Below are 24,629 nucleotides of genomic sequence, written 5' to 3'. Positions count from 1 at the left end.
TCCTACAATATCTCACAGTAACCAAGCAATATAAAGGGACAATTGAACATTTTATGAATTGAAATGAGGCTGAGCTAGCGCGCTTCGCTTGCTTGCCATTGTCATCCTGTTCGATTTCTTCGAAATCGTCCAGTCTGACAACGGATAGCCCCTTATCCATGACATAATGTTCGGTAAATCAAGAGAAACAGAGACGATCAGAAGGGTGTGAAATGACCTTCTAAATATATATTACGAGAGGTGAGAAATATGTATCAACATAATCATGCAATCAAACAAGTCGTACAAGAAATCATGGCGGATGAAATGAATCAATTCTACACTCAAGAAGGGATTGAACCGCTCTTTGTAGCACCGTCAACCGCAAAAATACTATTAGTAGGACAAGCACCCGGTCGTCTTGCACAGGAATCAAGACAGACTTTTAATGACCCTAGTGGCGATCGATTACGTAGTTGGCTGGGGGTTAATCGTGAAGTTTTTTATGAATCAGGAAAGTTTGGCATCGTACCGATGGATTTTTACTTTCCAGGAAAGGGCAAATCGGGTGACAAGCCACCACGTAAAGGCTTTGCTGAAAAATGGCATCCGCAACTACTGGAATTAATGCCCGACGTTGAATTAATTATTCTAATTGGAGCTTATTCGCAGAAATATTATTTAGGCAATCATCGAAAACGAACCTTAACGGAAACCGTACGACATTATCAAGAATATTTACCAAAGTTCCTGCCACTAGTTCATCCGTCCCCCTTGAATATTGGCTGGATGAAGCGCAATCCTTGGTTTGAAGAAGAAGTAATCCCAGAGTTACAACATAGGGTAAAGGAAATAGTGGAATGAACTTAGTACTTAAACTCGCTCTCTAAGGAGAGCGTTTTTATTTGAAAACGATTAGTATAATCTTTACTTAATCTTTTATTATGACTTGAAATTGGAACTACACTTCCAATTGAAAATATATTTAGTAAAAGTTAGAATTATGGTTCCAACTTTTGGTTTTTATTGATGTAATTGGAATTATGGTTCCAATATAAAAGAGGTGAAATAATTGTACATAAGAAATAGTTATTTAAATCAATTAAAATAGTTTAAAGATCGTGATTTTATTAAGGTTATATCGGGTGTAAGGCGTTCTGGGAAGTCAGTCTTATTAATGCAATACCGAGATTATTTAATTTCAGAAGGAATCTCACCTGAACACATTATTTATATTAACTTAGAAGCTTTTGAGTTTTTGAATGTAAAAGATGAAGTCAAGCTATTAGAACTATTACTAAATAGGATAAAAAATAAATCTCAGAAATATTATTTATTAATAGATGAAATTCAATGGGTAGATGGGTGGCAGAAAGTAATTAATGGTCTTAGAGTCAGCTTTAACTGTGATATCGTGATTACAGGATCTAATGCTAAGTTGCTATCTGGCGAATTAGCAACATTATTAAGTGGTAGATACGTTGAAATTGTTGTTTACCCATTTTCTTTTAAAGAATTTTTAGAAAGTAAAAATATTGCGATTGAAAGTCGAAAAGTTGATTTGATGTACAAAGAATATGAACGATATGGTGGGTTTCCAAGTGTTGTCTATTCAGATGAGACAATAAAAACAACTATTCTTTCAGGTATACATGATTCAATTATTCTAAATGATATTGCCGATAGAGGATTAATCAGAGATACGTTTAGTTTAAAAAGAGTGGTCAGTTTTTTAGCAGATAATGTTGGTCAAATGATAAATTCAAATAAAATTGCTAATATTTTAAAATCAGAAAAATTATCTATTTCAAATCATACGGTGAATCGTTATCTAGAATTGTTACAAGACGCCTATTTATTTTATGAAGCTAAGTCCTATGATATTAGAGTAAAAAATTATTTAAAACAAAATTCGAAATATTTTATGATAGATAATGGATTGAGAAATGAAGCAGTGAGTTTTCAAGGAGGAAATTTTGGGAACCGCTTAGAAAACCTTGTATATATTGAATTGTTAAGAAGAGGCTATGAAGTTTCTATTGCAAGAATTGATGATAAAGAAATTGATTTTATTGCCAGAAAACCTGATACTACCATTTATTATCAAGTCACACACCAAATCCCATCTAACACAAATGAAACTGATAATCTATTATTATTAAAAGATAATTATCAAAAAGTATTAATTACAGGACGCTATGAGGATGTATCAGATATAGATAGAATCAGGGTGGTTTACGTAGTCGATTGGTTATTAGAAACAGACTTATTCACTCTTTCCTAAATTTTTAATAACCGCGATAAAATTTTATAAAACAAATGGAAACGGCTGTTATTCATGGTATGATACTACTATATATTACATCAATGTTTAGAGGGAGTGCTTAGATGAAAAACAATCTGGTAAAATATTTAATCAAAGTGACATTATTCGGATTAGTAATCAATGCTATGACTATGCCGTTGTTATCTATTTCGGCTGAAGAGGTAACGAGTGAACAGACCGGCTCACATCAAGAGACAACGACTGAAGAAAGTACCAATTCCGAAGCTCAAGTGCAAGAACAAAGCAAAAATCAATCCTATGATTTCTTGTTTGACGGTTTAGAAACGAAAGAGAGTGTACAACCGTACCAAGCGCAAGACAATCGATTAGTTTTACGTTCGGTAGGAGATGTCCTAATCCATGATCGCGTTTCTTGGATGGCGGACACTTATTCTGATTTATATCAACAAACTAAGACAGCAATGCTTGAAGAAGGGTTTACTGAAGCTGATTTTGATTCACAAGCTGATTTTGATTTTATGCCAATGCTGAACTATATCAAACCCTTTACCGAATATGCGGATGTAACCGTAGCGAATATGGAAATTATTGCTGCCTATCCCGATTTACCTGTATCAGGCTATCCTAACTTCAATGCGCCCAATGCGATTCTGGGTAATTTAAAACATATTGGCGTTGATATCTTATCCAATGCCACTAACCATACGTTGGATTGGTCCAGTCAAGGTGTCTATTCTTCACTTAAAAATATTCAAAATACCGGTCTAAAATATTATGGTAGTTATGAATCTTGGGAAGATTATCAAACTCCTCGTATCATAGAGAAAAATGGTATCAAATTAGGCTTTTTAGCTTACTCTTATGGAACGAATGGCGTACCAGTACCACCTGGTGAAGAATATTTGATTAATTTAATTGATTTACCGGTGATGTTAGCGGAAATTGAAAAATTAAAACCACAAGTGGATGCGATTGTCGTATCATTGCAATTAGGTGGTGAATACGATACTTTACCAAATGATGAACAGTTTTATATTTATCAAGCATTGAGTGATGCGGGAGTGAGTTTAATTTTAGGGGGGCATCCGCATTGTGTACAACCATACGATTGGTATAATGGCGACCAAACTTTTGCGATTTATTCTCAAGCTAGCTTCCTAACCGGGCAACGAGAACTTGATAATAAATTAGGTGGCATCACCGAAGTAACTTTTACGAAAGATGCTGAAGGTAAGGTGAAAGTCGAAAATCCAAAATTCATGCCCACTTTTAATTTAGGCATCGAAGCAGAAAAAATGTATCAAGTGGTGCCATTAGCGGATTATAATTTATATCAAATCCCAGACGGTGAATTATGGTGGGAGACAATTAAAGAACGGATGAATTATTTTGAAGCGGATGCGAAAGTCATGACTCATCTTGAAACCATTGGTTCTAAAGAATCAGAAGCGATTAAACGCTAATTTATAAATATATTTTGAAGTAAGCAAGAAACAGAAATTCGCTAGAATTTTTAGTTCTTGCTTTTTTACATTCACAATGTAATATTACCAATTCACAAGCACTTATTTTCATAGATGAGCTCCTTTAATGATGAAAGCATTACATTTAGGAATATAATTGAGTTTTTCGCAATTTATGGAATTTTTTATTTAGTTAACATCGTTAATAGTGTCTCATTTTGAGACATGAAAACGGCACTTTTTGACATTTGTTTTCATTTTCATAAAAATATATTTTTTTGAGCGGTTTTTTTAAACTTTTCTTAATAATTCAACATAATTTGTCTCAAAATGAGACACGCTTATTTTTTTGAAAATAGCTTTGATCAAATTAAAACTACTGCACAATGAAGGATAGTTTATTTCACAAGGTTGTGCATAAATAAATGGTAGGTGAGTTTAGAAAGTTGGAATAATAGCAAAATTTGCTAGCATTTGAAATGGTCACTCAACTGGTTTGATTCCTGACTCTGGTTGGAATAATAGCAAAATTTGCTAGCATTTGAAATGTGCTAGCCAAACACTAACTTAACTGAAATAAGAGTCTTTATTTTCTCATTAATTTTTGTTGCATGACGATGGCGAGATGGTTATGATTAAGAGTAGTTGAAAAATAAAGGATGGTTAATTTGCAAGAGAAGAATGAACGGTTCGCAAGATTGAATTTAATTTTAAAGGACGAATGGTTAACAAAATTACAAAATGCTACGGTGATGGTTGTCGGATTAGGAGGCGTGGGGGCTAGTTGTGCCCAGGCATTAGCGCGTGGGGGCATTGGAAATTTAATCGTCATCGATGGTGATGTGGTAGATATTACCAATATTAATCGTCAGCTGATTGCTTTTACCTCGACCATTGGACGTCCCAAAACGGAAGTGATGACGGAAATGATTCACGATATTAATCCTTATTGTCAGGTTTATCCAATGCAAAAATTTGTCCGAGCCCAAAATATTGAACCGGATTTTGCGACCTTACCCAAGCCAGATTATGTCATTGATTGTATTGATCATTTTTACGGAAAAGTCGCGATTATTCAGTGGTGTATTGAACATCAAGTGCCGCTATTGTCATCAATGGGAGCGGCGAATAAATTAGATCCAAGTCAGTTATTATTTGATTATATTGAAAACACCAGTTATTGTCGGATGTCAAAGACCATTCGTTTAGAATGTAAAGAATTAGCCATTAAGGGTGTCGAAGTGCTTTATTCAAAGGAAAAAGCGGTCAAAATCGAAAGTCATGGCAGTGTGAAAAAGGCTGATACCTTAGGTTCTACTAGTTATATGCCACCGATTATGGGGATGACTTTAGCAAGTAAGGTAATCCGTCGCTTAGCAGGCTTGGAAGACTATGACGGCATTCCTAAAATCATAGAATAAGACAGTTAGTTAAAATGGATACTTACTTTATTTAAGGGGGGAGTGAAGATAAATGAGTACGATTAAAATTTTATTGTCCTTAATCTTAGTTGCGATTTGCGCTGTAATGGTCGTCAAAATGGCGGCGTTTAAAGTGGACCTAAATTCGACAAAAAAACCGCTAAGAAAGAAGCGAGTGAACAACAAAATTATATGGCTGAAGGAATGGCTATCGGTATGGGTTTAGGAACGGCCATCGTAACATTTTTAGGTGAAGACAATCTGGCCGTAGGTGTGTCTATAGGGATGTTATTGGGCATGGTCATCGGCATGTCGATTGAGAAATAATTAACTTCAAATTCAAGGTGGTGAGAGGATGACCAATTTAATCGATACGCATTTTCATTTTGATTTTATTAAAGAGGATCATTTGCGGCAACAATTATTAACGGAGATGGAACAGGCATCGTTGGAGCTGGTGGCTCAAACCGTCCTACCGTCCGATTATGAACGATTAATCACGCAAGACATTAAGCCTGATAAGGTTTCACTGGGGTTTCATCCTTGGTGGATTGAAAATCAACAACAGGCTGAAAGCGAGTTAGTAGTGTTTGAAAAATGGGTATCACAAACACATCTTATTGGCGAGATAGGGCTAGACTTTAGTGACAAGCGATTAGCGGTTGTACCTCAAGCCTTACAAATAAGTATTTTTAAGCAACTCATCCAACAAGTTATAAGTCAGTCTCAAAATAGCCAAGAACCGTATATCTTATCGATTCATGCTGTTCGATCCGTGACAGTAGTTTTAGATATTTTAGAAGCGTGTCATGTCATGAAAGAAAATATCATTCCCATTATTCATTGGTTCAGTGGCACGAGTGATGAGTTAACCCGCTTAATTAAGATGGGATGTTATTTATCAATTAACTCTCGTATGTTAACCACTAAAAAAGGGCGGGCCTATGTCACTCAAGTCCCACGAGAGCGATTATTATTGGAAACCGATTGGCCTAGTCATAAAATAACTTTAGAAAGTGACATACTAACTTTAATTTCAGCCTTGAAAATAACATTACCACAACTGGTTGAGGATTTATCAGCTTTGCGAGATGAAGAAATGTTAGAAGTGATCATGAAAAATCAGCAGAAGGTTTATGGAAAATAATATAATACTTAGTTAAGTAGAAATATATTCTACCCTCTAAATTCGGACACGGATGAAGGGGGTATTTAATGACTAAACTTAATTTTAAATTAGATTAGTAGTAATAGTAATAGAGCTATTAATGGATGAGTTTGAAAGTTTAATCGAACTTTATCGATAATAGTATTAAATCAAAGAGCCTACCATAAAAATGTTTACGTCAGTTCAGTCTTTTGGGGTTGAGAGGATTCCTAAAAATATACAAAAAACAGACTTTTAGGATGATTTTAAATATTCTGTATTAGTATATAGACCTCAACACGAACTGTCCTAACATAAGAACACGAAATACTGTCATATTAAAAATGTATCCACTAATGCTAAATTAAATTGTATTTATCATGAATAAGGTATTGTTGATCTTTCAAAACCTTTAGGGTGCCCAGAAGGATTTAGTGAGTGATATATCTAAAAACTGAAAAAAATGAGAAACACTTTCAGATTGAGGTGTAAGAAATAAATATCTAAAAAACGTGATACCATATTTTTACGCAAGAATCAAGCACCAATCAGAAATAAAACTTTATGGATGCAGTACAAATACAAAGGTGACTATTTTAGTTTTTCTGTGCTTATTATGAAAATTTCCCAATCGTACAGTTAATTTTTTGAAATGATAAAAAAGTCTGGCTTAATTATATAGCGCTTTATTAATATACTAAAGTTAATAAGAGACGAAAGGAGAAATTTCATGACAAGTTGGTTAGAATTAGAGGATAAGGTTGTTGTTGTTACAGGAGGTTCTTCAGGAATCGGAAAAAGTATTGTTGAAGGATTGTTAAAAGAAAACATTAAAGTTGCAAATTTTGATATTAACGAAGGCGATTTAAAGCATGAAAATTTATTGTTTGTCAATGTTGATGTTTCATCAAGAGAAGCTGTTGAAAATGGAGTAAAAATAGTTGTTGAGAAATGGGGAACTATCGATGGTTTAGTAAATAACGCAGGAATTAATATACCAGCGTTACTTATTGATACAAAAGAACCAGAGAGTCAATATGAATTGAATGATAAAATTTTTGACAAAATGGTATCGATTAATCAAAAAGGGCTGTATCTATGCGCTCAAGCAGTGGGACGAATTCTCGCCGAAAAAAAAGAGGGAGTTATTGTTAATATGGGTTCTGAATCTGGATTAGAAGGTTCGGAGGGCCAATCAGGATATGCTGCAACTAAAGCGGCTGTATATAGTTTTACACGTTCATGGGCTAAAGAATTAGGAAAATCAAATGTTAGAGTGGTAGGTTTAGCTCCTGGAATTATGGAAGAAACTGGTTTAAGAACATTAAGTTATGAAGAAGCACTAGCATATACTAGAAATAAAACTGTTGATGAACTTCGAGCAGGATATTCTAACACAAGTACAATTCCTATGGGAAGATCAGGTAAATTATCAGAGGTAGCAGATGCAGTTTGTTTCATGTTATCTAAAAGATCAAGTTATATTACAGGTGTGACATTAAACATCGCAGGAGGAAAAACAAGAGGGTAGGTGATTCATGTTGAGTATAATTGATCGTTGGTATAAATTATTAAATTATTTACTCTTAAATGATACAGTCTCTATCAATGATTTAGAAAATTATTTACAAAATTCTCAACAGACAATCAAAAACTCAATTAATCAGTTAAACAGTGAAATGAGCCAAATAGCTCATATTACTGAGAAAAACAATTATTTTAGAATTGAGATACTCAATTATTCAGAATTTGAAAGAATTATGGGTGGATCAATAAAACTCCAAACAGATTTTAATTCGTCGGATAAACGTCAAGCCTATATCATTAAACGATTATTAGAAGAAGAAAAGTATATAATTACCTTAGACCTATCTGAAGAGTTAGGCGTAAGTAGAGGGACATTTAGTAATGATTTAAAAACAATAAAGAAGTTAACAAATGATTATGGAGTACAAATTATTAGTGTTCCAAATAAAGGAATAAAATTAGAAGGGGAAGAGCTAAACTTAAGGTTGTTTGGAATTTATCATTGTATTGATTTTTTTGAATTTAAGAATATTAATCAAGAACATATTGATATGATTCTCGGATTACAGAATAAATATTCTTTTCGAAAACAAGATGCTCATTTTCTTTTAAAAGTTTTAGAATTAACGATTTGTAGGATTAGAAACAATCAACATCTTACTAAACCTATTCCAAAATATGTGAATTATATAAAGAATTCTCAGTTGTATAACGAAATAATACTTTATATTGAAACGGAATTTACAATTACTTTGAATGAATATGAAAAAGATTTTATTACATTTCCTTTATGTATTAACGGAAATAGTATTAATATTTCTATTAGTCAATTAATGGAGAATGATTATCTCCTAGAGTCATTTCAATTAATAATGGGGACAATAAAAAATTATTTTATGATTGAAATTGATGAAGATAATTTTTTTAATGACTTGTCTAAACACCTTGCATTTTTGAATAATCGATTAATTTTCAATTATCAAATAGAAGATATATTTCATGGAGAAATTGAAAAGAAATATCCTTTCTCTTATCGGTTAGCAAAAGATACTTTAAAAGTTTTAAAAACGTATTTTAATTCACACATAAGCGATGTAGAAGCTAATTTTCTTGCTTTTTACTATGAATTGGATAGTAAAACTAGTGATGGAGAAAAAGCCAAAAAGGAAATTGCGATTATTTGTAATACAGGTAAAGCAACGGCTGGTATGATCCGTAGACAAATTGAAAAAGTAGTAGGTCAAAATATTAAAATTGTACAATTTTCTGAAAGTAATTATGAAAATGAAGACTTATCAAAATATTTCGCAATTATCACAACTATACCGTTAAAAAATATTCCTCAAGAAATTCCGACTATTAGATTAACTAATATTTTTAAAGACGACTACCTTGCTTTGGAATGGGGAAAATTAAAAGTTGATCGAAATAATTTAGGAGATAAGACATTAGTTTTTTTAAATAGATATTCATCCTCAACATATGAGGAAGTAATTACAAAAATGGTTTCAGAATTAAGGGAAGAAAAATTAATTGACTATGACTTTAAGGAAAGATTATTTAATCGAAAAGCTCCAGTACTTAACAATAATGGTATTATTTTCCCTCATGAATTAAACTATACTAGTAAAAAAATAATAATAAAAATAGGTGTATTAGAAAATACAGTAATTTTAGATAATGAATCAGTTGAATTGATTTTATTAGTGGCTATTCCAAACAATATTCAAAATGATGATAATGATTTATTAGATTTATATGATTTTATATTTGGAATTGGACAAAATCCACAATTAAAAGAACGAATAATAAGAATGGATTCAGTTGAAGAATTTAATCGTTATTTTAGTAAAGGAATGATGAAATGAATCATGTAATTTTATTAAGTTTGCTAGCATTAGGAGCATACTTATTGCAATTTATTCTTGGACTATCTCAAATTAAACATTTTAATAGAGTATATAAACAACTTAGAGAAAAAGGAAAAGTAGCAATTGGCACGAGACCAGGAAAAATTTCTTCAGGAACTATTGTTATGTTCGCTATCGATGAAAGTGCTAAAATCATCGAGGCTCAGAAAATGCAAGGAATTTCAGTGATAGCAAAGTTTAAACCTTTAACTCAATATATTGGACAAGATTTACATTTTATTGATTCTAAGCATCCATTAGTGAGAAAAGAAAATAAGTTGACACAGATTGCAATGGAAGATGCTCGAGACCTATTTATAAAATTAGAAATTGGCGATTATGAAGAGAATCAGACTCGTGATCCACTATCGGATTTAGTCTTCAATACCAAATTAAAAACCAATCAGCTCTTAAATAAATTAAAAGGAAGTGTATAATATGGATTTTTTAGTTAAATTTGCAGAAGGATTTATTTCTTTATTCCAGGCAGGTGCAAACACATTTATAAGTTGGATGGGATCTATTGTCCCTCTAGTACTTATCTTAATGGTTGCTATGAATGCTTTTGTAGCACTATTAGGAGAAGAGCGTGTTAATAAATTAGCTGAAGCCTCAAATTCAAATTGGATAACAAGATATATGATTTTACCTTTTGTTTCAGCATTTATGTTAGGTAATCCAATGTCTATGACCATGGGAAGATTCCTTCCAGAATTTTATAAACCAGGATTTATTGCATCACAAATGCAATTTTGTCATACAAGCAATGGTGTTTTTCCACATATTAATCCAGGCGAATTATTTGTTTGGCTTGGGATTGCTCAAGGTATTGAAGCTCTAGGATTAAACACCGCTGAATTAGCTATTAGATATTTATTAGTAGGTTTGGTAATGAATGCTATTGGTGGATGGACGACAGATTTCATAACCGAAAGATTAATGAAACAACAAGGTGTCGTTTTAGAAAAAACAGTAAAAGCGTAAAGGAGATTTTTATATGACAACCTATAAAAGTATTAAGGTAACTAAGGGAAATGGTGGATTTGGAGGACCTTTAATTATCACACCTACTGAGGAGAGAAATAAATTTATTTACGTTGTAGGTGGTGGTGAAAAACCAGAGATTGCTAATAAAATTGAAGAGTTAACAGGGATGGAAGCAGTAAATGGATTTAAAACATCTATTCCTGATGATCAAATAGCACTTGCGATTATTGATTGTGGTGGTACTTTAAGATGTGGAATTTATCCAAAAAAAGGAATTCCTACATTAAACGTTATCGCAACGGGAAAAGCTGGACCACTAGCTCAATACATTACTGAAGATATTTATGTTTCAAATGTAGGATTAAATCAAATCCAGTTAGCTGAAGAAAATGAGATTGAACTAACAACTGCAAATGTTAATAATGAAACACCAAATATAAGTAAATATGATACGACTAAAAAAATTACGGAGCAGACTACGAATCCTGGATTAATTGCGAAAATTGGTATGGGTGCAGGTAAAGTAGTATCAATCTTTAATCAGGCAGCTAGAGAAGCTGTTCAAACTATGTTAAATACAGTCATTCCATTCATGGCCTTCGTATCAATGTTAATTGGAATAATTGAAGCATCAGGTGTTGGTACGTGGATAGCGAACATTTTAGCCCCATTAGCAGGCAATATTTGGGGACTAATTCTGATTGGTTTTGTATGTTCTATCCCTGTGTTATCACCATTATTAGGACCTGGAGCGGTAATTTCTCAAATAGTTGGAACTTTAATTGGTGTGCAAATTGGAAAAGGTATAATTCCACCACATTTAGCATTACCTGCATTGTTTGCAATTAATACCCAAAATGGATGTGATTTTATTCCGGTCGGATTAGGTTTAGCTGAGGCTGAATCAAAAACAGTTGAAGTAGGAGTTCCAGCAGTGTTATATTCAAGATTCTTAAATGGAGTACCTAGAGTTTTAGTCGCATGGTTAGCAAGTTTTGGATTATATCAATAGTGTAAAGGAAGATTTAGATGGCAATTTATCAAACAAAAGTCGTTAATATTGGATCGGAAGCAAAAATGTTTATTGAAGAAAAAATGGTTGTTTTATTTGGGGAAAATGCACCAGCTGAACTAGCTGATTATACATTCAATATAATTGTAAATCCTTTAGATGGAGAAATTGAACCAGGAATGAAATTACGAATTAATAATCAGGAGTATATCGTAACAGCAGTGGGAAATGCTGTTAAAAAGAACTTAGAAGACCTAGGACATATAACGATTCGTTTTACTGGTGAAAAAGTAGCAGAATTGGCAGGAACATTATACGTTGAAGATAAGCAAATTGATGACATTCAAATAGGAACAGAAATTGCTTTATACAAATAAAACGTAAAATTTCATTTATAAGAAAATTAGAGTAAAGGAGATTAGGATGAAATACGTTATTTTTGATATGGATGGTGTAATAGTTGATTCAGAGTATACATATCTGGAATCCAAAACGGAAATATTAAAAGAATCAGGAAAAGAAATGCCAATTAGCTATCAATATCAATTTATGGGTACAACATATGAATATATGTGGTCAACAATGAAAAATGAATTAAATTTAGAAAAAGGGATAGATTATTATATTTCTGAGATGAATAGAAAAAGAAATGAAATGATTGAAAGAGATGGAGTTAAACCGATAAAAGGGGTACAAAAATTTATTAAAGACATTTATTCTAAAGGAAATAAATTAGCTGTTGCTTCATCATCTCCAAAGCATGAAATTATTAGAAATTTACATGAGTTAGATTTAATACAATATTTTTCGTGTTTAGTGAGTGGTGAGGAAGTTGAAAATTCTAAGCCACACCCAGACGTATTTCTAAAGACCGCTGAATTATTAAATATAGAACCATCAAAATGTATAGTTTTTGAAGATACTAAAAATGGTTCATTAGCAGCAAAGGCCGTTGGAATGTATTGCATTGGTTTTGAAAATCCAGATTATCCTAAACAAGATTTATCAGCAACCGATCTAATTATCGATAAGTTTGATGGTTTTTCATTAGACAATTAGGAGGGAAAAATTTGAAATTATTGATAGATTCAGCAAATATATCGAAAATTGAAGAATATTTAGAATATTTACCTATCGAGGGTGTAACCACTAATCCTAGCATATTAAAAAAAGAAGGAAATATTGATTTTTTCGATCATATGAAAAATATTCGTAAGTTAATAGGAACAAATAGAAGTTTACATATTCAAGTAATATCTGATAGTTACAATGGAATATTAGAAGATGCATTTAATATTTTAGAAAAGGTAGATGAAAAAGCTTTTATTAAAATTCCTGTTAGCAGAAATGGGTTAATGGCAATAAAAAAATTAAAAGAGGAACAAATAAAAATAACAGCAACGGCAGTGTATTCAAGTATTCAAGGAATTTTAGCATCAGAATGGAATGTTGATTTTATTGCTCCTTATATTAATCGAATGCAAAATTTGGGTACCAACCCGTTTGAAGTAGTATCTCAGATAAATGGAAATATTATTAATAGTAGTAGTTCAAGTAAAATACTAGGTGCAAGTTATAAAAACATTTATCAAGTATTAGAATCAGTAAATTCAGGCTCTGAATATGTTACATTAGGCACTGAAGTTTTAGATAAGCTTGTAGCTGATGTTAATATTGTACAAGCAGTAAAAGATTTTTCAAACGACTGGTACGCTATTCATAACCGCAATTCAATACTATAATAAATTACAGCACCTCATCAACTGTGCGACAGTTAGTGTCCACATCATGAAGGGGTGCTGTTTGTATTTTAAACATTACGATAATCGGAATGAGGCATATTTAGGCTAGTTTTCGCATAAATAGGTTTCATAGGTAAGGTTCTAGCGGTTAACGAGAGTTTATAATCTCTCTATTTAAAACTAAGTGTTATGATTCAAGGTTCTTTTTATAATCATTAAGAATAATGACTTATGACTCTATCAGTTTAAAACTAAGCGTTATGACTCAAGGTTCTTTTTGCTAATTATTAAGAATAATGGCTCACGACTCTATCAGTTTAAAATTAAACATTATGATTCAAGAGCTATCTAGTTACTCGTTATTCATTCCCTGATAAACACGTATCGACCTATTACCAACTTCCCATTAATGACTGCATTACTAAAGACACAATCGTAATACTAATCCAACAAAGGGCACCTAATAATATAGCGGGACCACCTGAACGGATTAATTTGCTAATATTGGTTTTCATACCAATCGCAGCCATAGCCATAATAATAAAGAATTTAGACAGAGTTTTGAATGAGCTGAATAGGGCCATGTTAATGCCTAAGCTGTCAAATAAGGTTGTGAATAAGGATGCGAGTACAAAATACAATAAGAATTTAGGAAAAGCACGTTTAAAACTGAATGATTGTCCATTACTTGTTTGGCGATTAGTGATATAAGATAAAACCAATGTAATCGGAATGATTGCCAGTGTTCGGGTTAGTTTAACAATGGTGGCATTATCAAGTGTATTGGAATGATGAATCGCATCCCAAGCGGTCGCAGTAGCTGTCACTGAAGAGGTGTCATTAACCGCTGTTCCGGCGAATATCGCGAACCCTTCATTCGATAAGCCTAATATTTGCCCTAAAATGGGGAACAGGATCGCCGCCAAAATATTAAATAGGAAGATGACTGAAATGGCTTGTGCCACATCGGATTCTTCCGCATCAATAACCGGTGCCGTTGCCGCAATCGCAGAACCACCACAAATTGAAGAGCCAACACCGACTAAAATCGCCGTATCACGATCGATTTTAAATAATTTATAGCCAAGATACGCAATCAATAAAGAGGTTAAAATCGTACTTACGATAATTGGTAGCGAACTATATCCCACCTTTAGCACTTGATTGAGATTCAAGCCAAATCCTAATAACACGACGGCTGTTTGTAAAATGTATTTTGAACTAAAATTTAAACCATCAGTGAACTGTGATTGGTTGGATACCCACTGATTGAGTAGCATTCCTAGAAAAATGGCGATGACGGGTCCTCCGACTAAAGGGAATAATTTACCAAGGTACCAAGCGACCAAGGCTACTAATAAAGCGATGGCTAGCCCTGGTAATTTTGTAATAAATTGTTTCACTGCATATCGTCTCCTTTAATAAGCATAGCTTAATCTTAACAAAGTTTAAGTGAAAAAGACACTTGATTTTCCTAAAAATTTTGAAAAGAGAAGTATCCCTATAAAATGGATTTAGCTTTATTAAAGCTTAACATTACAGTAAAATGAAAGTAAAATTAACACGAGGAGGAGCACATGAAAGCTTTTATTTTTGATATGGACGGGGTAATAATTGACTCTGAAAAGTATTATGCCTTAGCAATTCAACGCGTTGTCAACGATTATGGTCATGAAGTTGATCAAGAGTATACCAACCAGTTTATTGGCACCACTAATACTTATACTTGGACTCGAATTATTGCAGATTTCCAAATTGATAGTACACCGGCTGAACTGACTGAAAAAATGATGGCTTATAAGGAACAATTGGATGAGGATGACGGGCTCATTTTTTATCCAGGGATTTTAGATTTATTAAAGAGATTAAAAGCCCATGGTTTTCGTCTCGCCATCGCCTCTTCATCGGGAATGAAAGAAATTCAACAAACCGTTGATGTATTAAATGCACAAGACTATTTTGATTTCTTAGTGAGTGGTGAAGCGATTAATTTATCTAAACCAGACCCTGGGATTTATTTGCACACAGCCAAATTATTGGAAATGGAACCTTCACAGTGCATCGTCATTGAAGATTCACACAATGGCGCTCGGGCCGCTAAAGCAGCGGGCATGTACTGTATCGGTTACATCGACACCCATTATCCTGCGCAAGACCTATCGATGGTCGACCAAAAAATTTATCATCATGATGAATTGGATTTGGACCAGTTAATCCAGACCGTATATGGTGAATAAATGCCAAGCAAATCCCTATCGTATTGTGTTGCGGTAGGGGTTATTTTAGCTTTTGAAAATGAAGGATTACGGTGAGTATTATATAACCAAGTGTAAAACGGCTAATTCTTATCATAAAAGCGGGACGCATTTCCATAAAATTAAAAACACACGTCTTTAAAATATCATAAAATGCAGAAGCTTATGTGTGGCGCAAATAAATCAAACCACCACCCTAAAATTACGAGCTTTCTAAACATTAGCCTACGCATCGAATTGGAAGCTTAAAAACACGAACACTTATCCCCATATAAAAATAAAACTAAAAATACAATTGACATGTTATTTATTGAATGTTAATATTTAGCATGTCAGTGAACGAACACTGCGAACGAGAGCGGCGAGTCAACACTTTTGCCAAACTTATTGCTGTTTATTAAGAACAGGTTTGAAGTAGTAAACGGACTCTTTAAGGGGTCTATTGAAGAGATGGATAGTTATCTGTCGACTCAAATTTTTTATAACATAATGTTGAGGCATTGTGCTTGTGAAAACGATAGTAAGAGTAGTAAAAGTATTGCGCTATATAGACTCTTCGTTCTACAAATGAACTTTAAGGGGTTCCGTGTGTCCTCATAAGAGTTTACGTATTTTTAATTTATTAAAAACGAATGTAGATAATTGTAGACCAGGCAGAAAATGCTTGGTCTATTTTTTTGTAAAAAATAGACACAAAGGGTAGTCAATTATATTTGAACGAAGCTATTGCAACAAACGCATCCGCAATTAATTGAGCAGTCTCATCAATGCAATCACCGCATCCGTATTTGAATGAGCAGGCTCAAATATAAAACTACCAAAATTTGACAACTTATTAAGAATCATAAACGGTTAACCCAAAGGAGTGAAATAGATTGGATCAAACAAGAATGCCGATCGTAGAGGCATTACATGAATTAAAGCGACGACGTATTGTGCCATTTGATGTGCCTGGACATAAGAGAGGTCGTTCAAATAGTGAGCTAAAAGCTTTTATTGGTGAAAAAGCCATCACGATGGATGCCAATTCAATGGAATTATTAGATAACTTAAGTCATCCTGTATCGGTCATTAAAGAAGCCGAGCAATTAGCGGCTGAAGCATTTGGTGCCAAGCATGCCTTTTTTATGGTCAATGGCACCACCTCGGCCGTACAAAATATGGTTTATTCAGTAGTAAAAGAAGGACAAAAAATTATTTTACCGCGCAATGTACATAAAAGCGTGATTAATGCCCTCGTCATGTGTGGTAGCATTCCAGTCTATGTGGAAACGCCCTATAATGCTGAATTAGAAATTTCAACCGGTATGCCACTTGAATACGTTGAACAGGCGATTTTAAACCATCCAGAAGCAGTAGCTGTGTTAGTGAATAATCCGACCTATTATGGCATTGCGTCCGACTTAAAAGGCATCACCGACCTAGCACATCAACATGGATTAAAAGTATTAGTCGATGAAGCCCATGGCACCCATCTCTATTTCGGCAAGCATTTACCGATTTCAGCAATGGCTGCCGGTGCCGATATGGCTGCTGTTTCCATGCATAAATCAGGTGGCTCTTTGACCCAATCTTCTTTTTTATTAGTGAATAATGAAATAGATCCGGAATATGTCAGAAATATTATTACCTTGACTCAAACCACTTCCGCCTCTTATTTATTAATGGCCAGTTTAGACTTAGCACGTAGCCATTTGGCTTTAAATGGGGCAGCTACCTTTAATAAGGTTCAAGAATTGGCTGATTATGCTCGTAATGAAATTAATGCGATCGGTGATTATTACGCCTATTCAAAAGAAATTATTGACGGTCATGGGATTGCTGACTTTGACCAAACCAAATTAAGTATTAAAACCACCGATACCGGACTAACAGGTATTGAAGTCTATGACTTATTACGTGATGAATATGATATCCAAATTGAGTTTGGCGATTCCGCCAATATCTTAGCCTATATTTCTGTAGGAGATCGAATCCATGATATTGAACGACTTGTAAGTGCCTTAGCCGAAATTCGTCGTCGCTTTAAGAGAACGAAGAAAGACTTGTTAGTCTTTGATATTGCGAAAACTGAGGTGGCTATTTCACCACGTAAAGCCTTTTTCTCAGAAAAATATCCACTACCGTTAGCTGAAAGTGTCAACCGAATTGCCGGCGAAATGGTCATGTGCTATCCACCAGGCATTCCGATTGTGGCGCCAGGAGAACTCATTACTCAAGAAATCATCGATCATATTGAGTATGCTCGTGCCAAAGGATGTTTCTTAATGGGAACGGAAGACCCAACCTTACAAAACATTCAAGTCGTGAAATAAGCAATGTAATGGCCGAACCAGTACTAAGCAAGTCGTGAAGCAAGCATTATAATGGGGTGAACCTAGTACTAATCAAGTCGCTAAATATATTTTTGCAACGAAACTTAAGAAAAGCGTTCCTTAACCTTTTAATGAATGGAACAAAAGCACTAACTATGATGCGAGCGCAACACTTGCATACCAACCCATTAAATTAGCGACTCATCCATTCGCAGAATAAATTGCTCAAGCAAAAATCAAAACAGGCTATCAATATCCTAGCCAGCAAAGCAACAACATACCCAAACCAACCAACAAACATCAAAGGGGGAATAATATGGAATTATGGTTCGATGATTATCATCAAGAAGATGTCAAATTAGGCATTAATGTGCAAAAAGTCGTCCACACCGAACAAACGGAATACCAACATGTCGCGGTTTTAGACTCGAGAGAGTATGGTCGCATTTTAACGCTCGATGGCGAGTTAATTACGACGGAGAAAGATGAGTATTTCTACTCTGAAATGATGGCGCATGTCCCACTATCAGCTAATCCCAACATAAAAAATGTCTTAGTCATCGGTGGCTGCGACGGTGGCGTATTATGTGAATTAGAAAAGTATCAATCGATTGAAAATATTGATGTAGTAGAATTGGATCAACGCTTAGTCGAAATTTGCCAAGAACATTTACCAGAAACCCGACCCTGTTTTGATGATCCGCGAGTAAGTTTATACATTCAGGATGCTTTAAAATTTGTACGCCACTGTGAAAATACTTATGACTTAATTATTGTCGACTCAGCCAATCCCTTTGGTTTAAATGAATCCTTATTTACCCGTGAATTTTACGGTAATTGTTATAACGCTTTAACAGAACAAGGAATATTATTGTCACAACAAGTAAATGGCTTTTATAACGAAGATGTCGAAGCATTTAAACATGTTATGAGTCGCTTAAAAGCAGTTTTTCCAATCAATGAGACGTATATGATTTCAGTACCGTCCTATGCAGCAGGTTATATCTTAGCTGGTTTTTCTTCTAAAGGAACGAGTTGGCAAGTTGATGAAGCCAATGTCCGTCTTAACCGCGAACAGATTGAAACCATTTATTATAATTTGCCTTTACACCAAGCAGCTTTTGCCTTACCTAATTATTTAAAGGAGTTGTCCTAATATGAAACCTAATATAGAAACCTTTATCGCTTGCGATGCAAGCTTTGAAGAAGCGACTACCGTCATTTTTGGTGCACCATATGATTCAACCACCTCGAATCGACCTGGCACTCGTTTTGCGCCGAAAGCGATTCGCCATGACTCTTTTGGTTTAGAAACTTATAGTCCTTATCAGGATAAAGATTTATCAGAAGTGAAAATATTTGATTCTGGAGACTTAGAATTATCTTTCGGCAGAGTGGATTTAGCCTTACAAGATATTGAAAATCATGCTCGTGAAATTCTAGCAGCAGGGAAGAGACCGTTAATGATTGGTGGCGAACATCTAGTGACTTTAGGTCAATTTAGAGCAGTCGCTGAAAAATACCCCGATGTTTGCGTGATTCAATTAGACGCCCATACGGATTTACGTCAGGAATACTTAGGTGCTGAATTATCTCATGCTACGATTATCCGGCGTCTTTGGGATATTGTAGGCGATGACCGGATTTACCAATTGGGGATTCGTTCTGGTGAAAAAGCGGAATTCGAATTTGCGAATGAACATACGCATTTAACGAAATTTGATCTTAGTGGCTTACCAAAAGCGATAGCAGATTTAAAAGATAAACCCGTTTATTTAACAATTGATCTTGATGTCTTAGACCCTTCTTCATTTCCAGGAACGGGTACACCAGAAGCCGGAGGCATTGACTTTATGACCTTATTAAAAGCGATTATCGATATTGCCCAATTAAATGTCGTGGCAATTGATGTAAATGAGTTATCCCCACATTATGATTTGAGTGGGGCATCAACTGCTTTAGCAACCAAAATCATACGAGAAATCTTATTAGCCTTTAACTAATTTGATTTAGTTAAACAAAATGCTTTCTGAATCGCTTTCAATAACAATAGCATAGTATTAAGACAAAGAATCAGTTAATCAATAATATAAAAGAGACCAAAAATAAAATAATATAGATAAGAACCAAGGAGGAATGAAAATGGCAAAAGCATTAATTATCGGAGCAGGTGGCGTTGCGAGCGTTGCGGCACATAAATGTGTGCAAAATAGTGAGGTGTTTACAGAGTTATGTATTGCTTCGCGTACAAAGTCAAAATGTGATGCATTAAAAGAAAAACTAGATGGAAAAGGGACGATTATTACCACAGCTCAAGTTGATGCGGACGATGTGGATCAATTAATCGCCTTAATCGAACAAGAACAACCCGATATCGTCATCAACTTAGCATTACCATATCAGGACCTAACCATTATGGATGCGTGTTTAGCTACCAAAACGCATTATTTAGATACGGCAAACTATGAACCAAAAGATGAAGCAAAATTTGAATACAAATGGCAATGGGCTTATCGACAAAAATTTGAAGAAGCAGGCATTACCGCTATTTTAGGTTCAGGCTTCGATCCAGGTGTCACAGGCGTCTTCTCCGCATACGCACAAAAACATTATTTTGATGAAATTGAATACATCGATATTTTAGACTGTAATGGCGGCGACCATGGTTATCCATTTGCGACTAACTTTAACCCAGAAATCAATATCCGTGAAGTATCTGCCAAAGGTTCTTATTGGGAAAATGGCGAGTGGATTGAAACTGAACCTATGGAAATCAAACGTGAATATCACTTCGACCAAGTAGGCGAAAAAGATATGTATTTATTACACCATGAAGAATTAGAATCATTAGCTTTAAACATTAAAGGCATCAAACGGATTCGTTTCTTCATGACCTTTGGTCAATCTTATTTAACACACCTAAAATGTTTAGAAAATGTAGGGATGACCTCGATCGAACCAATTATGTTCGAAGGACGTGAGATTGTACCAATTCAATTTTTAAAAGCAGTTTTACCAGACCCTTCAACCTTAGGTCCGCGTACCGTCGGTAAAACCAATATTGGCTGTATCTATCAAGGAACTAAAGATGGCCAACCAGTGAAATACTATGTTTACAATATCTGTGACCATCAAGAATGTTATCGTGACGTTGGTTCGCAAGCCGTTTCTTATACGACAGGTGTACCGGCGATGATTAGTGCCATGTTAGTCTTGAATGGTACCTGGGCCAAACCTGGTGTTCATAATGTAGAAGAGTTAGACCCTGATGCTTTTATGGACGCTTTAAATGAATGGGGCTTACCTTGGCAAGAAGACTTCAACCCTGTATTGGTGGACTAAGATGACGGAGATGAACATTCCATGGGCCGTTGATCAAGTGGCAACGCCTGCCTTTGTGGTCGAAGAAAATTTATTACGTCATAATTTAGAAATCTTACAAGAAGTTAAAAGCGCGACGGGGTGTAAAATATTACTCGCTCAAAAAGCCTTCTCGATGTATCATTATTATCCGATGATGGCAGAATATTTAGATGGTACGACCGCTTCAGGGATTTATGAAGCACGTTTAGGACATGAACATTTCCCAGGCGAAGTTCATGTCTATTCGCCGGCATTTCGTGATGAGGAAATAAATGAATTATTGTCTATTGCTGACCATATTGTGTTTAACTCCTTTACACAATGGAATCGATTTAAGCACTTAAAGAATCAAACAAAGGCTAGTTTTGGTTTGAGAGTTAATCCCAATGTTTCCACCCAAGAAGGGCACGCAATCTATGATCCTTGCTCACCAGGTTCGCGCTTAGGAATCTTAGTCACCGACTTTGAAGGACAAGATTTAACAGGGATTGAGGGCTTACATTTCCATAATTTATGTGAACAAGACGCTGATGATTTGGAGACAACTTTAGTAGCCGTCGAAGCCCAATTTGGGGACTTATTATATCAAATGAAGTGGTTAAACTTTGGCGGTGGCCATCATATTACCCGTCCGGGCTATGATATGGAACGCTTAATTCGCTTAATTCATCATATGCAGACTAAATATGACTTGACCGTCTATTTAGAACCAGGTGAAGCCGTCGCTTTAAATGCGGGTTACTTAGTCGCATCGGTATTGGACATTACGCATAATCAAGGCGTTACCAACGCCATCTTAGATACGTCTGCTACTTGTCATATTCCAGATGTACTTGAAATGCCTTATCGACCACATATTATTGGTTCAGGACAACCCAATGAAAAATCTTATACCTATCAATTTGGCGGACCTACTTGTTTAGCAGGGGACATCATTGGAACTTATTCGTTTGACCAACCACTCGCAATCGGTAACAAGCTTATCTTCTGTGATATGGCAATCTATTCGATGGTAAAGACCAATACCTTTAATGGCATGCCCTTAGCCAAAATTATGGCAGTTGACCCTCAAAATAACCTCAGCATCATTAATCAATTCGACTACCATGAGTTTAAAAGAAGATTATAAAGAAAGTGGCTCATTTCTTTATATGATAACTTCGCTATAGTTAAGTGAATAAAAAATAACAGCATTGAATTTTCTTATAATGAAGAAGACTTGATGCTGTTATTTATTTTTATCTAGGAAAAGCAGACCTATTAAGTTACAATCATCGTTTTGCAATTTCCTTTCTGATTGTTAAATTAAATTTTAAATTTAATCTAAATTTAATCTAGTGAACAAAAAACAGCAAATGTAATATTAACTTTTTAAGAATTTGTTAAGAATACTAAATAATATTGATAAAAGCTTATTGCTATGCTATTTTTAAACTGATAGGGAGTCTAAAAATAAAGTTGACGTACTATAAATCATTTAGCTTTAAAGGGGGAATGATTAATAAATTTTAATATAATTTATTTTTATTATGTATAATAGTGTGAAATCTACTTTACTATATGGAATTTGTATAATGTGCATCTGATGCAAGTATTAAAATACTGAATCTGACTTTTGTTCGAAAAAGAATTATTTCATTAGTAATGTTGTTTGTAGTGATAATTTGCGAAGGAACTTCGGTCTCAACCACAATTATTATTTTAATCTTAGAAAATGAGATAATTATAAACCAGAACTTATTGTTTAAAACTACATTGCTTGTAACAAACAAAGTTTATCAAAATGATGAATTAGATAATGATAGAAAATTCGATTCAAATATGTTCTAAAATAATAAGTGGATTAAATACATTATAAAAATAGACTCTTTATTTATTTAAAAGATTTTTAGGAGGGAAGAGCATGGAGTATAGAAAAAATAGGTTTTATCATGTACATAAATTGATAACTTTCTTATTTTTATTTTTTCAGATATTCACAGGTAAAGAAATCTTGCTAGCAAATGCTGAAGATATTTCAGGCGAGAATATCGTTACGAATGTCACAATGGATGAAAATTTCGAAAGTGGAGACGGTTCGAATGATCATAATGTCTCTGTTTACGCAGAGTTTACACTTCCTGATACTGTGCAACCAGGAGATAGCTTTTCGATAGTATACGATGAGAAACTATCTTCAATAGGAAACGATACTGATATCCCTGTCAAGTCCGCCAATGGGATTGTAATCGGGACGATGGACATTGATGCTACAACTAGAACTGTCACAGTAACTTTGAATGATAATGTTACAAAATATAACAATATTAAAGGAACCTTATCTTTTGAACGTGAAGCTGACAGAAGTGAGTTTACACAGGGTTCTGGGGAATATTCTTTCAACTTTATAACTGGTGATAAGACTATTACTGCAAAATCCAATATCCAATTTACAAATAGTGGTTTCTTTAACCGTGGTTTAGCCAAATATCCAGTTTCATATGATCCAGAGACTGGGTTACATAAGTGGGTCATTATTGTTAATCCACAACAAGCTAATATGCCAGTGTTAAGTTTAACTGATGAAGTGCAGTCAGGCAACATGACGATTGAATCTTATAAAGTTTATACTGCTACAACAGTCTATGAAAGTTTAGGTTATGAATTAGGTGAATTTTTAGGTGGTGCTAATGTCTCAGCAGGATCATTTAATATAAACTTAGATTCAGGAAGAGATTCATATATTATTGAAGTTTATACTAAAGGAGATCCCAATACTCAAGATGCGTTTAAAAACTCCGCTAAAATTGAAGCAGGAGGTTCTTGGGTAACGGCTAATGCGTTTATTTATCCATTAAATGCAGAAGCGGATGCGGATTTTGACGAAGCAACCTATGAATTTCATAAATTTGATACTTCGAAAAATCCTTTAGCAGGTGCGGAGTTTACAGCAACTAATGATTATGATTTAACTGAGGTTCATACGGCTACTTCTGATGCTGAAGGTAAAGTGATATTTACAGGTTTAAAAACTAATGTAACCTATACGATAAAAGAAACAAAAGCCCCTTCAGGCTATGTCACAGATGAGTCGTTTTATGCGGAGTTAAGTTTTGATGAAAAAGGGGAAGCTGTTGTAACTACATATAATACAAAAGAAGGAACGTATTTAGATGGCAATACCCTATATATGGCTAACTCACCTCAAGAACCAGGTATGACAGTAGAGAAAACTGCTACTC

The 24,629-nt window shown here is 34.3% G+C and carries 22 protein-coding genes; 21 read left to right on the top strand and 1 reads right to left on the bottom strand.

Annotated elements, in window-relative coordinates; translation table 11 throughout:
- The first annotated feature begins 249 nt into the window (after positions 1–249).
- From HMPREF2811_RS00965 to HMPREF2811_RS00900, 14 genes are all read left to right on the top strand, one after another.
- Complete coding sequence (locus HMPREF2811_RS00965; protein ID WP_210386528.1) at positions 250–843, top strand: uracil-DNA glycosylase family protein; 594 nt, start codon at positions 250–252, stop codon at positions 841–843.
- Positions 844–1,108: 265 nt separating this feature from the next.
- Positions 1,109–2,263, top strand: coding sequence for an ATP-binding protein (locus tag HMPREF2811_RS00960; RefSeq protein ID WP_246829782.1), 1,155 nt, complete (start codon positions 1,109–1,111; stop codon positions 2,261–2,263).
- 104 nt (positions 2,264–2,367) lie between these two features.
- Entirely contained in the window at positions 2,368–3,729 is a 1,362-nt protein-coding gene (locus tag HMPREF2811_RS00955) for a CapA family protein (protein WP_071407708.1), read from the top strand.
- A 668-nt stretch (positions 3,730–4,397) separates the two neighbouring features.
- Positions 4,398–5,150, top strand: a complete 753-nt coding sequence (locus HMPREF2811_RS00950) for a tRNA threonylcarbamoyladenosine dehydratase (protein WP_371441393.1) — start codon at positions 4,398–4,400, stop codon at positions 5,148–5,150.
- 204 nt (positions 5,151–5,354) lie between these two features.
- The gene (locus HMPREF2811_RS11825) at positions 5,355–5,477 is read left to right on the top strand and encodes a hypothetical protein (RefSeq protein ID WP_256388695.1); all 123 of its coding nucleotides are present in this window, start codon (positions 5,355–5,357) and stop codon (positions 5,475–5,477) included.
- Between the two features lie 28 nt (positions 5,478–5,505).
- Positions 5,506–6,297: a TatD family hydrolase gene (locus HMPREF2811_RS00940; RefSeq protein ID WP_071407706.1), complete on the top strand. Its 792-nt coding sequence runs from the start codon at positions 5,506–5,508 to the stop codon at positions 6,295–6,297.
- Between the two features lie 730 nt (positions 6,298–7,027).
- Positions 7,028–7,828: an SDR family oxidoreductase gene (locus HMPREF2811_RS00935; RefSeq protein ID WP_071407705.1), complete on the top strand. Its 801-nt coding sequence runs from the start codon at positions 7,028–7,030 to the stop codon at positions 7,826–7,828.
- Between the two features lie 7 nt (positions 7,829–7,835).
- On the top strand, positions 7,836–9,692 hold the full coding sequence (locus HMPREF2811_RS00930) for a BglG family transcription antiterminator (RefSeq protein ID WP_071407704.1): 1,857 nt from the start codon (positions 7,836–7,838) through the stop codon (positions 9,690–9,692).
- Positions 9,689–10,171 carry a transcriptional regulator GutM gene (locus HMPREF2811_RS00925; RefSeq protein ID WP_071407703.1) on the top strand — a complete coding sequence of 161 codons (483 nt, stop codon included), beginning with the start codon at positions 9,689–9,691 and terminating at the stop codon, positions 10,169–10,171. Before HMPREF2811_RS00930 ends, HMPREF2811_RS00925 begins: the two co-directional genes overlap by 4 nt.
- Before the next feature lies 1 nt (position 10,172).
- Positions 10,173–10,718 carry a PTS glucitol/sorbitol transporter subunit IIC gene (locus HMPREF2811_RS00920; protein ID WP_071407702.1) on the top strand — a complete coding sequence of 182 codons (546 nt, stop codon included), beginning with the start codon at positions 10,173–10,175 and terminating at the stop codon, positions 10,716–10,718.
- Positions 10,719–10,731: 13 nt separating this feature from the next.
- Positions 10,732–11,733, top strand: a complete 1,002-nt coding sequence (locus tag HMPREF2811_RS00915; protein WP_071407701.1) for a PTS glucitol/sorbitol transporter subunit IIB — start codon at positions 10,732–10,734, stop codon at positions 11,731–11,733.
- A gap of 17 nt (positions 11,734–11,750) precedes the next feature.
- A complete protein-coding gene (locus tag HMPREF2811_RS00910) occupies positions 11,751–12,110 on the top strand; it encodes a PTS glucitol/sorbitol transporter subunit IIA (RefSeq protein WP_071407700.1) in 360 nt (119 codons plus the stop codon).
- A 46-nt stretch (positions 12,111–12,156) separates the two neighbouring features.
- A complete protein-coding gene (locus tag HMPREF2811_RS00905; protein ID WP_071407699.1) occupies positions 12,157–12,792 on the top strand; it encodes an HAD family hydrolase in 636 nt (211 codons plus the stop codon).
- An 11-nt stretch (positions 12,793–12,803) separates the two neighbouring features.
- Entirely contained in the window at positions 12,804–13,475 is a 672-nt protein-coding gene (locus HMPREF2811_RS00900; protein ID WP_071407698.1) for a fructose-6-phosphate aldolase, read from the top strand.
- Positions 13,476–13,867: 392 nt separating this feature from the next.
- Here the strand turns inward: HMPREF2811_RS00900 and HMPREF2811_RS00895 are convergent, their stop codons facing one another.
- Complete coding sequence (locus HMPREF2811_RS00895) at positions 13,868–14,878, bottom strand: YeiH family protein (RefSeq protein ID WP_071407697.1); 1,011 nt, start codon at positions 14,876–14,878, stop codon at positions 13,868–13,870.
- A 174-nt stretch (positions 14,879–15,052) separates the two neighbouring features.
- On the opposite strand from HMPREF2811_RS00895, the gene HMPREF2811_RS00890 reads away from it, so the two are divergent.
- The 7 genes from HMPREF2811_RS00890 to HMPREF2811_RS00860 all read left to right on the top strand — a co-directional run.
- On the top strand, positions 15,053–15,712 hold the full coding sequence (locus HMPREF2811_RS00890) for an HAD family hydrolase (RefSeq protein WP_071407696.1): 660 nt from the start codon (positions 15,053–15,055) through the stop codon (positions 15,710–15,712).
- Between the two features lie 908 nt (positions 15,713–16,620).
- Positions 16,621–18,045 (top strand): aminotransferase class I/II-fold pyridoxal phosphate-dependent enzyme, encoded by a 1,425-nt coding sequence (locus HMPREF2811_RS00885; RefSeq protein WP_071407710.1) that lies wholly within the window; start codon positions 16,621–16,623, stop codon positions 18,043–18,045.
- A gap of 316 nt (positions 18,046–18,361) precedes the next feature.
- A complete protein-coding gene (gene speE, locus HMPREF2811_RS00880) occupies positions 18,362–19,201 on the top strand; it encodes a polyamine aminopropyltransferase (RefSeq protein WP_071407695.1) in 840 nt (279 codons plus the stop codon).
- Position 19,202: 1 nt separating this feature from the next.
- Complete coding sequence (gene speB / locus HMPREF2811_RS00875) at positions 19,203–20,048, top strand: agmatinase (protein WP_071407694.1); 846 nt, start codon at positions 19,203–19,205, stop codon at positions 20,046–20,048.
- 139 nt (positions 20,049–20,187) lie between these two features.
- Positions 20,188–21,387, top strand: a complete 1,200-nt coding sequence (locus HMPREF2811_RS00870) for a saccharopine dehydrogenase family protein (RefSeq protein WP_071407693.1) — start codon at positions 20,188–20,190, stop codon at positions 21,385–21,387.
- Positions 21,388–21,397: 10 nt separating this feature from the next.
- Positions 21,398–22,537 carry a carboxynorspermidine decarboxylase gene (gene nspC, locus HMPREF2811_RS00865; protein WP_071407709.1) on the top strand — a complete coding sequence of 380 codons (1,140 nt, stop codon included), beginning with the start codon at positions 21,398–21,400 and terminating at the stop codon, positions 22,535–22,537.
- Between the two features lie 774 nt (positions 22,538–23,311).
- The coding region (locus HMPREF2811_RS00860) for an Ig-like domain-containing protein (RefSeq protein WP_071407692.1) at positions 23,312–24,629 on the top strand (1,318 nt) is incomplete at its 3' end.

This window comes from Globicatella sp. HMSC072A10 (genome assembly GCF_001811625.1).
Lineage (GTDB): Bacteria > Bacillota > Bacilli > Lactobacillales > Aerococcaceae > Globicatella > Globicatella sanguinis.
The sequence above is the reverse complement of the archived record's forward strand: the minus strand, read 5'-3'. Positions and strand labels throughout refer to the sequence as shown.

Coding starts and splice junctions, on each gene's coding strand:
- HMPREF2811_RS00965 (WP_210386528.1), top strand. CDS start 250: ATGTATCAACATAATCATGCAATCAAACAAGTCGTACAAGAAATCATG.
- HMPREF2811_RS00955 (WP_071407708.1), top strand. CDS start 2,368: ATGAAAAACAATCTGGTAAAATATTTAATCAAAGTGACATTATTCGGA.
- HMPREF2811_RS11825 (WP_256388695.1), top strand. CDS start 5,355: ATGGCTATCGGTATGGGTTTAGGAACGGCCATCGTAACATTTTTAGGT.
- HMPREF2811_RS00940 (WP_071407706.1), top strand. CDS start 5,506: ATGACCAATTTAATCGATACGCATTTTCATTTTGATTTTATTAAAGAG.
- HMPREF2811_RS00935 (WP_071407705.1), top strand. CDS start 7,028: ATGACAAGTTGGTTAGAATTAGAGGATAAGGTTGTTGTTGTTACAGGA.
- HMPREF2811_RS00930 (WP_071407704.1), top strand. CDS start 7,836: ATGTTGAGTATAATTGATCGTTGGTATAAATTATTAAATTATTTACTC.
- HMPREF2811_RS00925 (WP_071407703.1), top strand. CDS start 9,689: ATGAATCATGTAATTTTATTAAGTTTGCTAGCATTAGGAGCATACTTA.
- HMPREF2811_RS00920 (WP_071407702.1), top strand. CDS start 10,173: ATGGATTTTTTAGTTAAATTTGCAGAAGGATTTATTTCTTTATTCCAG.
- HMPREF2811_RS00915 (WP_071407701.1), top strand. CDS start 10,732: ATGACAACCTATAAAAGTATTAAGGTAACTAAGGGAAATGGTGGATTT.
- HMPREF2811_RS00910 (WP_071407700.1), top strand. CDS start 11,751: ATGGCAATTTATCAAACAAAAGTCGTTAATATTGGATCGGAAGCAAAA.
- HMPREF2811_RS00905 (WP_071407699.1), top strand. CDS start 12,157: ATGAAATACGTTATTTTTGATATGGATGGTGTAATAGTTGATTCAGAG.
- HMPREF2811_RS00890 (WP_071407696.1), top strand. CDS start 15,053: ATGAAAGCTTTTATTTTTGATATGGACGGGGTAATAATTGACTCTGAA.
- HMPREF2811_RS00885 (WP_071407710.1), top strand. CDS start 16,621: ATGCCGATCGTAGAGGCATTACATGAATTAAAGCGACGACGTATTGTG.
- speE (WP_071407695.1), top strand. CDS start 18,362: ATGGAATTATGGTTCGATGATTATCATCAAGAAGATGTCAAATTAGGC.
- speB (WP_071407694.1), top strand. CDS start 19,203: ATGAAACCTAATATAGAAACCTTTATCGCTTGCGATGCAAGCTTTGAA.
- HMPREF2811_RS00870 (WP_071407693.1), top strand. CDS start 20,188: ATGGCAAAAGCATTAATTATCGGAGCAGGTGGCGTTGCGAGCGTTGCG.
- nspC (WP_071407709.1), top strand. CDS start 21,398: ATGAACATTCCATGGGCCGTTGATCAAGTGGCAACGCCTGCCTTTGTG.